Below are 13,444 nucleotides of genomic sequence, written 5' to 3' on the forward strand. Positions count from 1 at the left end.
AATATCCACCTACTTTTTAGTCGGAATTGATGTAACTAATCTCACAATTCCATCATTATTTTTTATCCACACAAACTCCACATTAATAACCTTTCCATTAACACCTTTGATTGGAATAATCTGACTATATTTTGTTCCATATTCTGTTACTGCCGTTTGAACAGCTTTTGATTTATCAAAGATAATTTGGCTACTTAATTGCTGACTGTTACTTTTATTAAAACCAAGTGCTTTTTCAAACCAATTGGCTTTTGATCCTCCGACAGGATGTTCTTTGTTTAAAAGATAGCCATCTAATTTGGAATTAATGCTTTCTTGTGTCAGCTGAGCATTTTTAGCCCCACTGGCTTTCTTCGTACTCTTTTCAGCCTCTTTCACCTTGTCTGCTTTTTTATGAATCTTATTTGCGTCTTCTATGCCTTCGTAAACAAATTTAAACCCTTTGCTCCCATATTTGCCTACTTTCGCAAGTGGGATGATAAGTAACAAGGACAGTCCTCGTTCGCCCCATGATAGCTTGTCTCCGGTTATTGGGTCTTCGCCTGTCATCACTCTAGCACCGTCTCCTATCGGTGTAAAGAGGTCGGCTATTTCTTTCATTGCTTTCACTGGGTCAAAGTTTTTCGCTTCGGCTTTCATTGCTTCTGCTTGGGCTAGCATTTTCCCTAATCCACCATCTTTTCCTGCCCATTTATCATGTTTTACGGTGAATTGAATATCGTCTTGGGTCAGTGTACGACCATCTTTGGACCATGCCCATATGTATGTCCCGTTTTCTACGTCTATTCGTGTATAGGTTCGGCCCGTTGTATCTGGTTCTTCTTGTGCCTCTTTTTTCTGTTGAAAAGTTCGAATGGTATTGGCCCATGCTAGTTTCTCTTGGCTTGGCACTACAAAGGTACCCGATGTTGGATTCCATGCGGTCTTTGTTTGAGCCAAGCCTTGATCAATCGCCTGTTTCAAATGCGCGATTTCGGAAAAAATACGGGGCGAACTTGCGTGAAAGGCGATTAATTTTTGAAGTTTTTCTTCTAGTTCTTGTTTGCTTGTTTGATACGCTTCTAGTAAGGCATGATTAAATTGCAGCTGGATTTGCTGATCCGTTTCGGATAACGGGGACTGTCTCACTTGGTTCTCTAGGTCATTTGCTTGGTGGATGAGTTCATTGACTCGGCGTATTTGTTCTTCTAGTTCGGACTGTTTGAGATCTCCACTGTCTACTTCACTTTGGTACCATTGTTACTGTAACTGCAAGTGTACATATCAAGAATCCTATAATTTTATGATATGATAGGTTGCATTTAGCTAATCAAAAATCTAAAAATTTATTTAACTTTAAATAAAAGAACAAGCCGATTTAACAACTTGTTCTTTCATTCACTCCAAAAATTAATTATCGATTTCTTGGTAAAGTGCCTTTTTTAATTTAATGCCATTTCTTCTTTTTTATTTTCAGATAATAAAAAAATATTTCTCCCAAATTGCTCAATTAGTCCTAACTCACTATAAATATAAAATTTACATCTGTGTTTTCTATCAGGATTATCGTCAATTTCCATATCAAGTTCAATTTCTACACGTCCAGAATTATCAGCTTTTAGAAAATCCAAAGAAAATGCTGGTGTAAAATCTCCTGCTTTTTTCCCAAATTCTACATAACACTCCTCTTTTGAATCAAAAGAATAAGCGACAATCTTTTCTCCAATTTGTTTCAAATCTATATCTTGCACGTAACATAATTGATGAATTTTCACAAACTCTGCTTCTGCACTTACATTTATTTCTACTAAGTCATTATCTTCCCAATTCTTTGCTATCATTAAATTACTCATTTATTAGTTTCTCCTTTATTTAAATTTAAAATCATCAAATTGTCCAGTAATCTTATTATAAACAAAATGCACATTAACTTTTGTTCCATCTTCCAAAATAACAACATTTTGCATTTTTACCCAATCGTCTTCACTAGTCCATCTTTTGTCAGTCATTTTAATAGGTAATTCTTTAGCTCCCTTCAGTGGGTTAGACTGTATTTGATGCATTGCCATTTGTTCATTCAGAATATTAGGTGTTGTTCTACCAGTACACCTTTTCCTTCAATCTTTACAGGATTCCCAACACCTTTAGGTACATCAACTCCACTGGCTTTCTTCGTACTCTTTTCTGCCTCTTTCACCTTGTCTGCTTTTTTATTGATTTCATGTATGTCTTCTACGCCTTCTGTTACAAATTTAAACCCTTTGGCCCCATATTTTCCTATTTTAATAGGTGGAATGATAAATAACAAGGAGAGTCCCCGTTCGCCCCATGATAGCTTGTCTCCGGTTATCGGGTCTTCTCCTGTCACCACTCTAGCACCGTCTCCTATTGGTGTAAAGCGGTCGGCTATTTCTTTTATTGCTTTCACTGGGTCAAAGTTTTTCGCTTCGGCTTTCATTGCTTGTGTTTTTGATATTCTTTCCTAACTGGCTTTCTTGGAGCTATAAATTAGCTCTAGATGTAGAAAAAGAAGCGATTGCACTCAATCGCTCCCTTTCTCAAAAATAAATTTTTCTTACAATGAATACAATTAGCTTTGGTTAGCTATTGGCAACTTGATTAGTGAATTTACGCATACTAATACTAGTCAAGGTTCTATTTTCTCGATGCTAAGCGAGGAAGTAAAGTGTCTTTTTTAATTTATAAAAAACTATATTTCCAATCTTCACCCTCAGAATCTAGCAAAATAGTGGGTAAAAAAACTAGGGAAACGTGATTTTCAGTCTTATGATAAAGTCATTTTTTATTTATTTTGTTGCAAAAACACCTCCAAAATTCGTTTTACTGGTAAACTTGCATTTTTTAGTAGTTTTTCTGCTTTATCAATTATTGCCTTATCAGAAATAATCAAGTTTCTATAGGGCTCGCCCTCGAATGAACGTAATGAATCTATCGCATATTCTGCTACTTCATCATCTTCATCAAGTAACTCTAATAATAAATTAAATCCATTCATACCTATGTTTTCTTCCACAGAATAAGCTAATCTAATTTTGTATTTATCATTTTTACTTTTTATAGTGGTCATTAATTTTTTCCAATCATCATCAGTGAAATTTTCCAATAACTCCTCAGCATAAATACATCCATCATCATACCAAGAATCTTCTGAACTATCCTCCGATAATATTTTATTTAATTCGTCAAACATAGTTTAACACTCCTTATTTACTAAATCCTACTGGTGGAGGTCCATTAACTGTTCCTGTAGGATAAGCACTAATTATTTCATTTCCTCGCTTAATTACATCAATTTCTACACCATCTATAACACTTCTGTGCCATGTTGCTCCATCACTGGATCTGACGCTTATGGGCGCATTATTTCCAATACTTGTTGAACTTTCAAGGATTTTTGTATCACTCCATCCCTCCGGAAATACTGTACTTGTTTTTATTTTAGATAAATTACCGTCTGGAAATTGAGTCGTATACTTTAATTTTCTTGTTCCATCAGGATTCAAAATTATCTCTTCCACAGCATAATTAGGATGATTATTGCTAATTTCTGGAGAATGTCCACCAATAATTTTATTTTTGTTTGGATTGGTTCTTTGTCCCCAAAGAATTTTTTCTTCCATTTCTGGAGTAATAATTGAGTTAGCTCCACTAGCTTTCTTCGTACTTTTTTCTACCTCTTTCACCTTGTCTGCTTTTTTATGAATCTTATTTGCGTCTTCTATGCCTTCGTAAACAAATTTAAACCCTTTGCTCCCATATTTGCCTACTTTCGCAAGTGGAATGATAAATAACAAGGAAAGTCCTCGTTCGCCCCATGATAGCTTGTCTCCGGTTATCGGGTCTTCTCCTGTCACCACTCTAGCACCGTCTCCTATCGGTGTAATGAGATCGGCTATTTCTTTCATTGCTTTCACTGGGTCAAAGTTTTTCGCTTCGGCTTTCATTGCTCCTGCTTGGGCTAGCATTTTTCCTAATCCACCATCTTTTCCTGCCCATTTATCATGTTTTACGGTGAATTGGATATCGTCTTGGGTCAGTGTGCGGCCATCTTTGGACCATGCCCATATGTACGTCCCGTTTCCTAAGTCTATTCGTGTATAAGTTCGGCCCGTTGTATCTGGTTCTTCTTGCGCTTCTTTTTTCTGTTGAAACGCTCGAATGGTATTTGCCCATGCTAGTTTATCCTGGCTCGGCACTACAAAGGTACCCGATGTTGGATTCCATGCGGTCTTTGTTTGAGCCAAGCCTTGATCAATCGCCTGTTTCAAATGCGCGATTTCGGAAAAAATACGGGGCGAACTTGCGTGAAAGGCGATTAATTTTTGAAGTTTTTCTTCTAGTTCTTGTTTGCTCGTTTGATACGCTTCTAGTAAGGCATGATTAAATTGTAGCTGGATTTGCTGATCTGTTTCGGATAATGGGGATTGCCTCACTTGGTTCTCTAGGTCATTCGCTTGGTGGATGAGTTCATTGACTCGGCGTATTTGTTCTTCTAGTTCGGACTGTTTGAGATCCCCACTGTCCACTTCACTTTGGTAACGTTCTGGGAATTTTTTGACGGCCTCCTCGGTCGCTTCGGTTAATAAAATCCCTCCCTGCACAAGGGGATAGAGCACGGTGCTATAATAAGCTTTGGCCGAGTCGTATGCTTTTCCTTTTAAGAAAGGCTCGAGGGTGAACTGACTGATTGCTTGTTGGAGTGCTTCATAGCCTTCTAAATGTTGCTGGCAAACTTGGCTGGTACTCGTCGCTTGGGCTTTGGATTTGGATACGTACATATCAATACTCATGATTTCGCCTCCTGTTCTTCTAAGCTTGCTTTTCTTTTTCCGTAGGCGACTTCATTGAATTCATCTTCTAGATTTCTTTTTTCTTGTCGTAAGGTTTCTTCCATGGTTTCAAAATGTGCTTGTGTCGATTGTGAAAGAGAGAAAACCCGTTCTTGCGTTTGTTCCCGTAAAAAGGCTCGATCATTTTTCCGAAACTGCCAGCTAACTTCTTCCACAAATCGGAGTCCTTGTCGCAAATGGATGTCATAGGCTTCTTGAAGTTGCTGGACAGCTCGCCTTTTTTGTTGATTTTCGTCTTCTTTTCCCATTAATCGCCGTTCCTCTTGTTGCCACTCGGTCCACGTCTTCATGGTGTTGAACCTCCAATGGTTGAAAGGTTGGCCCCCAGTTCCGCATCTTTCGCAGCAAAGGCCTCTGCGACACTATGTAAATTCGTACTTGCCATCGTTAACGCACTCGCAATCTGAGTGGCTGCTTTGCCTTCTGCTTGGATTGCCGTGTGTGCCTGTGTATTCCCCCCAACCGTTGTTTCTTCATCTTTCATAGTGGTTGTTCCTTGTTTCTGAAGGATCGAAACAGCTTGTTGAAGCGCAGTGGCTTTTTCTGTGGCTTGCCCTAAATCACTTGCTACTGTGCTCATTTTTCTTCATCCCTTCCTGTTCATTTTTAGAAAAAACGCCTCTTACTAGCATCTATATCAACGATGCCACCCTTCCATAAACTAATGCTTTTCCCGAAAGTTCTGATGTCGTATTCATTAAAACGGTTTTGATATTTTTCAGCATGGTTCTTGCTTCATTATTACTTTTCTTCAAGTTATGTAGAAATTCAGTTAATTCATCGGTGCCTATTCGGCTCAATGTTTAGCAATTCCTTGTGTCTTGGCATAAGTTGTTGTTCCCGTTCCATTTACTCGCATCCTCTCTGTTAATGTTAATAGGAGCCCATTCTCCTGCTCTTATTATATCATTCACAAATAGAAATGCTAGAATAATATCTACTAATTGCTATATCTAAACGGATTGAATTTTAAAGTTAGCGATGTAAAAACCTCGATTTTTTACATCAAGGTTTAATCAAAGCATAGCTATTATTGAGGATTTTTTCGGGTAATTCTTAACAGTTACAGAATATTTTATATATATTTATTAGTTTTCGGATGTTTTTCTGTTTTTTGACTTCTAATAATAAAATATGTAGTAATAAACATGTAGATACAGTTCGCTACCTACTGATTCCATTCAACTTTCTGTTTGATACTATTGATCTGATCCCGTTTTTTACTAGTACATGCAGAGCTTTAATCGGTTGATAATTTATTTGTATCAATAGATTCTCAATATCTGATAAAACTTTCAGCAATATATAAAAAAGACGTAAACAAATTTATAACAAAATTTGTTTACGTCTTTTCTAACAGCCATTTTGGCTAATTTTGAAATTATTTCACTTCTTTTTTTGCATCTGTTGCCACTTTCTTAGCAGCGTCTTTGCCTTCTGATACTGCTTTTTTTGCTTCATCTTTTGCTTTATCTGCTGCTTTTTCTACATCATCAGCAGCATCTTTAGCTTCACTTTTTACTGTTTCTGCTGCTTTTTTAGCTGCTTCAGCATTTTCTTCATTATTTTTGGAAACGACATCTTTAACAGCTTTTCCTTGTTTAGCAACTGTATCTGCTAATTTACCAGATTTGTCTTTAACTACATCTACAAATCCACCAGCAGAATCAACTAATTTATCTTTTGTTCCCTTTGCTACGCCACTAATTTCGATACCTTTTTCGTATGCAACATCTTTCCATTGGTTGCTTTTTTCTTTCAATGTATCTACTTGAGTATTTAAGTCTTCACGTAATTCTTTACCTGATTTCGGTGCTAAAAGAAGTGCTGCCGCTGAACCAACGATTGCTCCAATTAAACCACCGATTAGAAAATCTTTTGTATTAATACCATCTTTTTCTGCCATGATAAATCCCTCCAGATTATATTAGAAATTTGATTGTTCAGATGCTTCTTTTGCGGCTTCTTTCGCTGCTTTATTTGCTTTCATTTTTTCTCTAAAAGAAAGAATGGAATTGCTAATGGAGACAGCTTGAGAAATCTTTGCTTCATTTTGTTCTACTTTATTTGTTGCTAGTGTTGCTAATTCGCGAACAGATTGGCTTAATCCGAGTAAAGATGTTCCAATATCACCAACTGCATCAAAAACTGGATCTACTTTCGCAACTTTACCATTCACGTCTTCTAGAAGTATATTGGTTTTATCAAGTAATTTTTGTGACTGACCTGTAATACCTTGTACTTCTACTGTTATTTTTTCTAATGATTTAGCTACCTCGTCCATTGTTTGGGAAGTTGATTTTAATGTTTTCCCCAAATTGATGGCAATAACTAATAGTGCTATCGCAGCGATCAATGCTGCAATATACAAGATTACTATCATCTATCCACACCTCCATGTTCTTTTTTCTATACCCTGAGCATTTCTCTCTAAAACTTTCTTCCCCTAAGAAATCTATGTACTTATTGTAAAAAAAGAAAAGGTATTAGCTTCATTTTAGCAATTAACTGCAAAAAAATAAACTAATAAGAAAGAAACTGGCTAATTAATTACAGATGGTTGCTTTTGGTTAAATTTAGAGTAAAATAGATAGGAGCAACTTTTTGCTTATTTTTAATTTCAGGGAGGTCAAAAGATTGAGAGATTCAAGAATTGAAAAATTAGCACATAATTTAATCAACTATTCCGTCAAACTTGGTGCTGGAGAAAAAGTTTTGATTGAAAACTTTGGTGTCCAAAAAGAGCTTGTGATGGCTTTAGTGGAAGAAGCATATAAAGCAGGTGGTTTCCCGTTTGTTTCTTTGAAAGAACCACAAATCGACCGAGCGTTAATGCTTGGAGCAAATAGTGAGCAGTACGAAAAGATTGCTGAGTTTGAAGGTAATGTGATGAAAGAAATGGATGCATACATAGGTTTACGCGCAGGAGATAATATTAATGAAACATCCGATGTTCCTGCTGATAAATTAAAAATTCATGGTGATACAATTGGTAAAATGCATTCTAATATTCGCGTCAAAAACACAAAATGGGTAGTGCTTCGTTATCCAAGTTCATCTATGGCTCAACTTGCAAAAATGAGTACAGTCGGATTTGAAGATTTCTACTTTAATGTATGCAACTTAGATTATGGAAAAATGAGTGCTGCGATGGACGGATTAGTAGAACTTATGAATAAAACAGATAAAGTTCACTTAGTTGGACCGGGAACAGATTTAACATTTAGCATTAAAGATATTCCCGCAATTAAATGTGCTGGTGAAATGAATATTCCGGACGGCGAAGTATTCACTGCCCCTGTACGCAACTCTATTAATGGGAAACTTACTTACAATACCCCTTCCCCTTATCAAGGATTTACTTTTGAAAATGTTTCTTTTACTTTTAAAGATGGAAAAATTGTAGAAGCAACTGCCAATGATAGCGCTCGTATTAACAAAGTTTTAGATACAGATGAAGGCGCTCGTTTTGTTGGAGAATTTGCGATTGGTGTCAATCCATTCATCCATGAACCAATGCAAGATATTCTGTTTGATGAAAAAATTGAAGGAAGTTTCCATTTTACACCTGGTCAATGTTATGATGAAGCCTTCAATGGTAATCAATCAGCAATACACTGGGATTTAGTAAATATTCAACGCGCTGATTATGGCGGCGGAGAAATTTATTTTGATGATATGCTCATTCGTAAAGATGGTATTTTCGTGCTTCCTGAATTAGAAGCATTAAACCCAGAAAATTTAGTATAAAAATAAGCGCTTAGGAATTTATTTCCTAGGCGCTTTACTTTTTTATACAATTGTTTTTTCACCAGGTTGCCAATTTATCGGGCATAGTCCACCAGTTTGCAAGGCTTGTAAAACTCTTAAAACTTCATCGACTTCGCGGCCGATATTATTATGATGCACTACCTCGTATTGAATTTCACCTTTAGGATTAATAATGAAAAGACCACGCAATGCGACACCCTCTTCTTCAATTAACACCCCATAATCACTTGCTACTTGATGGTTTGTATCAGCTGCAAGAGGATAATTCAACTTGCCAATTCCACCTTCTTTAATCGGCGTATTTGTCCATGCAAGGTGAGAATGAATGGTATCTGTTGAAGCACCAATGATTCTCGCATCTAAAGCATCAAATTCATCTGAACGAGCGGAAATCGCTACAATTTCTGTCGGACAAACAAATGTAAAGTCCATTGGATAGAAAAACAGAACTGTCCATTTATCATCTTCTATATTTTTTTCTAGACTTACTTTCCCAAAAGTCTGATTGGGCATAACAGCTTCCATTTCAAACCTTGGAGCTTGTGTGCCTACTAAACGTTCTGCCACTTTTATCCCTCCATTTAATCTATGTAGTTGTATTTTGTATCACAAGATATATTTTAATACACGGATTAAGCAGTGTAAAGCTTTAATTTATAATAATTATAAACAAGTAAAGAGCATGCCAACAAACAGGCATGCTCTCGTTATTTATTAATTAATAGCACTTTTTTTTAATTCAGTATCGGTCAGTGCTTCTTGGCTTAATACTTTTTCGTAAGCAGCTTGGAATTTTTGAACATCACCAGCACCCATAAATAAAATCACTGCTCCAGGATATTTCAAAAGTTCTTCCGTATGCTCTTCTTTTATAATGTGATTACCTTTTGTTTTATGTGCCAAATCAGCAATCGTTAAATTGCCTGTTTTTTCGCGTGCTGAACCAAAGATATCGCAAAGATAAACTTCATCCGCTAAATTTAAGCTGTCCGCAAATCCTTGTAAGAATGTGCGTGTACGTGTAAATGTATGCGGTTGGAATACAGCGACAACTTTTTTATCAGGATATTTTTGTCGTGCAGCATTCACTGTTGCACGTATTTCTGACGGATGATGGGCATAATCATCTACTAAAACTTGATTGCCTTTTTCCGTGATACTAAATCTCCTTTTAACACCCTCAAATGTTTTTAATTCGGCTTTAACCTCTTCTACAGGTAGTCCTTCATAATCACATAAAGCGATAACACTTAATGCATTTAATACATTATGATCTCCGTACGCAGGAATTTCAAAAGAAGCTAAAAACTCATCGCGATGATAGACATCAAAACGTGTTCCAGTCGTTTCTTTAATAACATTTTTCGCTTGGAATTCGTTGTCTTCGCCAAAGCCAAAATATATGATTGGAATATCTAACGAAAGTTTGCGAAGTTCTGCGTCGTCCCCAAGTGCAAAAACAGCTTTTTTCACTTGTTTTCCAAGTGTTTCAAACGCATTAAAAACATCATCCACACTCTTAAAATAATCTGGATGATCCCAATCAATATTCGTCATAATAGCATATGTTGGCTTATAAGCAAGGAAATGACGTTGATATTCACAAGCTTCCAGTGCAAAATACTCAGCACCTTTTGTTCCACTACCTGTTCCGTCACCAATTAAGTACGAGGTAGGACGAATTGCACCAACTACATGAGAAAGTAGACCTGTTGTTGATGTTTTACCGTGCGAACCTGTAATAGCAATACTTGTGTAACCGTCAATTAATTGACCTAAAAATTTATGGTAACGAATAACTGGAAGATCTAATTCCACCGCGCGCTCAATTTCCTCATGTGTATCTGGAAATGCGTTTCCTGCAATGATTGTTAGCCCACTCTTTATATTATCCGCCGAAAAAGTAGTAATCGGAATTTGCTTTTCTTCTAAAGCTTTTTGTGTGAAGAAATATTTATCTACATCGCTTCCTTGCACTTGAAAACCTTTATCATGCAGAATCTGAGCAAGTGCACTCATTCCTGACCCTTTTATTCCAACAAAATGATAGATAGTCATTATTTGAACCCCCATTAATTTATCTTGAAGAGGGTGCCTAAAAAAATATGTTAACAGTTAAGCATTAAGTCTTAACTTTGAAAACAGTATAAATCGTTCACTTTCTAGACATCATCTTACGTTCCAGTTGTGTTTTTTGTTTATACTCTTGCTGTATCAATAATTCACCAGCTTATTATATCACTTTCCATGTAAATAGAAAAACCTTTCATCAAATATAAGAGAAATGACTCATAAAAATAGGCAAATAATGCAAGACAGGTGAAGTATCATGTTAGTTTAGTACTATGAAATTATGTTTCTTTATTTCTAAGTTTCGCTAATTGATCTTTTGTGATAATTACATCGCGTGGTTTGGAACCATTGATTCCGGAAACAATTTGATGATTTTCAAGCGATTCCATCAATCTAGCCGCCCGGTTATAACCAATTCTAAAATGTCTTTGTAATAAAGAAGTTGATGCGGCATTTTGACTTAATACAAAATCACAAGCCTCTTCAAATAATTCATCTGTATTTTCTTTTGCGGTTTCTTTGATAAGAAGTTCTTGTTCTTCAAAAATGTAATTAGCCTCACCTTGAGTACGTACATGTGCAACAACAGCATCGATTTCTTCGTCACTAACAAATGTCCCTTGTAGTCGTACAGGTTTACTTGCACCACTTGGCAAGAAAAGCATATCCCCTTTTCCAAGTAGTTTTTCAGCCCCACTTGAATCAAGTATCGTTCTAGAATCGATTTGCGACGATACAGAGAAAGAAACACGTGTTGGTATGTTTGCCTTAATAAGACCTGTAATTACGTCTACAGATGGCCTCTGTGTTGCTACAATCATATGAATACCACACGCACGGGCTTTTTGAGCAATACGGCTAATAGATTCTTCTACATCATTTGGCGCTACCATCATTAAATCTGCTAACTCATCAATTACGATTAAAATATAAGGTAATTTTTCCCCTGTGTGATCTGGATGACTTGCATACTCATTATATTTTTCCATATTTCGAACACCTGTATGGCTAAATAATTGATAGCGGCGTTCCATTTCTTCTACTGCCCATTTTAATGCGACTGTGGCTGCTTTTGCATCTGTAATAACAGGACTTACAAGGTGTGGAATTCGGTTATATGGTGCTAGTTCTACCATTTTCGGATCAATTAAAAGTAATTTTAACTGGTCTGGTGTCGCTTTATAAAGCAAGCTTACAAGGAGTGAATTAATACAAACACTTTTACCCGACCCTGTCGCCCCTGCAATTAAACCATGGGGCATTTTTTGCAAATCAGTAATAATTGGAGTCCCTGAAATGTCTAGTCCGAGTGCAGCAGTAAGCGGTGACGTAGAAGATTGAAAGGCTTCTGTGTTCATTAATTCTGAAAGCATTACTGGACGACTCGTCTGATTAGGAATTTCAATACCAACTGTGCTTTTACCAGGTATTGGCGCTTCAATTCGAATATCTTTCGCAGCCAAGCTTAATTTAATATCATCTGTTAAATTAGTTATTTTGCTAACTTTTACACCTTTTTCTGGCTGAACTTCAAATCTAGTAACAGCTGGACCTTGTGTTCTATTAACAACACTGGCATGAACATTGAAATTTTCTAATGTTTCATTTAACATTTCTTGCTGCATTTGAAGCCACGAGTCATCTTCTCTTTTAGAGACCGGTGGATGGAGCAAGTTAAATTCTGGAAATTGATAGTTACCAACAGTTTCTACTACTGATTCTTTTGGTTCTTTTGGTTCTTCCCTTCTTACTGGTTGTTCTGATATGACCTGTTGTTCAGGAATCTCTTTTTCTTTTTGAAGTGCTTGTTTATCACTTCTTACCATCATTACATTAAATGGAATTCTGCTTTTCCGTAATTGTTCTTGTCTATTATTTTCTACTTGTGTTGCTTTTTCAGGTGGTGCAGCAGTTGTTTCTTCTTTTATAAGTGAGACTCGCGATGTTTTCGGTTCATCTGTAACTGGCTCTGTCGGTTGCTCTGGCAAAACAGCAGGAATCTCTTCTGCGATAACTACTTCTTCTATTTCTTCTGGGATAGTTTCTTTTATTTGCTGCTCAATTTCAGCATCAAATGCAATTGTTTCAGCTTCTGCTAAATCTGGTGAATCTACTGGTGCAATTGTTAAGTCTTCGCGTATTTCTTCTATTTCTTCTGACTCATTTAGCTCAAATTCAAATCTACTAGGTCTTTTATTAAAAGCATATACTGGAGACGGAACATCTGTTGCCGCAAAAGGTCGTTTTCGTACTTCTTCTTTTGCTGCTATTGGTTCTGTTTTTTGTTGTACTGGATTCATTTTTGGTGTTTTTTGTGTTGAAATATTTTGTGGTTTATCTGGTATTAAGGGAAATCGAAATTCACCTTTTGGATATTGATAGACCATTTGCGTTTTCATAGGGCGCTTCACTTGTTGCATTGGCTTTTGTTTTAAGGTCGGCTTGGGCTTACTTGTTACTGGCCGTGTATTTCTTATAGTACGATTTTCTTTTGTTTTTATTGCGGTCACATTGTTGCTTTTTGGTACCTTCTCTGGAGCACTTTTTACTTTCTTTTCTGCTTTTTTAGCAGGTGTGTTTTCATATGTATCAATTTCTTCGTCCATATCTCCAAAGAAAAAATCTTTAAACCATCCCATTCATAATCACCCTATAATTTAATTTTCTTGTTTGATTCTAACAGACAAAAACAAAATAATCCATGACAAAATTGTGAATATGCTTTATTTCGAGTCATATTCGTTATAATA

15 protein-coding genes are annotated in these 13,444 nt (G+C 36.4%); 1 reads left to right on the forward strand and 14 read right to left on the reverse strand.

The features are described 5' to 3' along the window. Positions 1-9 precede the first annotated feature (9 nt). The 11 genes from HCJ50_RS15980 to HCJ50_RS03935 all read right to left on the reverse strand — a co-directional run bounded on the left by HCJ50_RS15980 (position 10) and on the right by HCJ50_RS03935 (position 7,233). The gene (locus HCJ50_RS15980) at positions 10-1,128 is read right to left on the reverse strand and encodes a DUF6883 domain-containing protein (RefSeq protein ID WP_185347969.1); all 1,119 of its coding nucleotides are present in this window, start codon (positions 1,126-1,128) and stop codon (positions 10-12) included. Positions 1,129-1,421: 293 nt separating this feature from the next. Then, positions 1,422-1,832: a hypothetical protein gene (locus HCJ50_RS03880; protein WP_185347967.1), complete on the reverse strand. Its 411-nt coding sequence runs from the start codon at positions 1,830-1,832 to the stop codon at positions 1,422-1,424. A gap of 15 nt (positions 1,833-1,847) precedes the next feature. After that, complete coding sequence (locus tag HCJ50_RS03885; RefSeq protein ID WP_185347965.1) at positions 1,848-2,042, reverse strand: hypothetical protein; 195 nt, start codon at positions 2,040-2,042, stop codon at positions 1,848-1,850. Between the two features lie 14 nt (positions 2,043-2,056). Continuing rightward, a complete protein-coding gene (locus tag HCJ50_RS03890; protein ID WP_185347963.1) occupies positions 2,057-2,437 on the reverse strand; it encodes a pre-toxin TG domain-containing protein in 381 nt (126 codons plus the stop codon). A 345-nt stretch (positions 2,438-2,782) separates the two neighbouring features. After that, a complete protein-coding gene (locus HCJ50_RS03895) occupies positions 2,783-3,190 on the reverse strand; it encodes a hypothetical protein (RefSeq protein WP_185347961.1) in 408 nt (135 codons plus the stop codon). Between the two features lie 13 nt (positions 3,191-3,203). Further along, entirely contained in the window at positions 3,204-4,790 is a 1,587-nt protein-coding gene (locus tag HCJ50_RS15720; protein ID WP_221636595.1) for an EndoU domain-containing protein, read from the reverse strand. After that, a complete protein-coding gene (locus HCJ50_RS03915) occupies positions 4,787-5,140 on the reverse strand; it encodes a DUF3958 family protein (RefSeq protein WP_185347959.1) in 354 nt (117 codons plus the stop codon). The genes HCJ50_RS15720 and HCJ50_RS03915 overlap by 4 nt, the downstream gene beginning before the upstream one ends. Further along, positions 5,137-5,430: a TIGR04197 family type VII secretion effector gene (locus tag HCJ50_RS03920; protein WP_185347957.1), complete on the reverse strand. Its 294-nt coding sequence runs from the start codon at positions 5,428-5,430 to the stop codon at positions 5,137-5,139. Before HCJ50_RS03920 ends, HCJ50_RS03915 begins: the two co-directional genes overlap by 4 nt. Positions 5,431-5,482: 52 nt before the next feature. After that, positions 5,483-5,650 carry a hypothetical protein gene (locus tag HCJ50_RS03925; protein ID WP_185347955.1) on the reverse strand — a complete coding sequence of 56 codons (168 nt, stop codon included), beginning with the start codon at positions 5,648-5,650 and terminating at the stop codon, positions 5,483-5,485. A 581-nt stretch (positions 5,651-6,231) separates the two neighbouring features. After that, positions 6,232-6,756: a YtxH domain-containing protein gene (locus HCJ50_RS03930; protein WP_185347953.1), complete on the reverse strand. Its 525-nt coding sequence runs from the start codon at positions 6,754-6,756 to the stop codon at positions 6,232-6,234. Between the two features lie 21 nt (positions 6,757-6,777). Beyond that, entirely contained in the window at positions 6,778-7,233 is a 456-nt protein-coding gene (locus HCJ50_RS03935; protein WP_003719894.1) for a DUF948 domain-containing protein, read from the reverse strand. Between the two features lie 254 nt (positions 7,234-7,487). Here HCJ50_RS03935 and HCJ50_RS03940 point away from each other — a divergent pair, with 254 nt between their 5' ends. Beyond that, positions 7,488-8,600, forward strand: coding sequence for a M29 family aminopeptidase T (locus HCJ50_RS03940; protein ID WP_185347951.1), 1,113 nt, complete (start codon positions 7,488-7,490; stop codon positions 8,598-8,600). 42 nt (positions 8,601-8,642) lie between these two features. Here the strand turns inward: HCJ50_RS03940 and HCJ50_RS03945 are convergent, their stop codons facing one another. From HCJ50_RS03945 to HCJ50_RS03955, 3 genes are all read right to left on the reverse strand, one after another. Continuing rightward, complete coding sequence (locus HCJ50_RS03945; protein ID WP_185347949.1) at positions 8,643-9,188, reverse strand: peroxiredoxin; 546 nt, start codon at positions 9,186-9,188, stop codon at positions 8,643-8,645. Between the two features lie 147 nt (positions 9,189-9,335). Continuing rightward, positions 9,336-10,679 (reverse strand): UDP-N-acetylmuramate--L-alanine ligase, encoded by a 1,344-nt coding sequence (gene murC, locus HCJ50_RS03950; RefSeq protein WP_185347947.1) that lies wholly within the window; start codon positions 10,677-10,679, stop codon positions 9,336-9,338. A 293-nt stretch (positions 10,680-10,972) separates the two neighbouring features. Further along, complete coding sequence (locus HCJ50_RS03955; RefSeq protein ID WP_185347945.1) at positions 10,973-13,333, reverse strand: DNA translocase FtsK; 2,361 nt, start codon at positions 13,331-13,333, stop codon at positions 10,973-10,975. Positions 13,334-13,444: the final 111 nt, after the last annotated feature.

The organism is Listeria immobilis (assembly GCF_014322765.1).
In the GTDB taxonomy this organism is placed as follows: domain Bacteria; phylum Bacillota; class Bacilli; order Lactobacillales; family Listeriaceae; genus Listeria; species Listeria immobilis.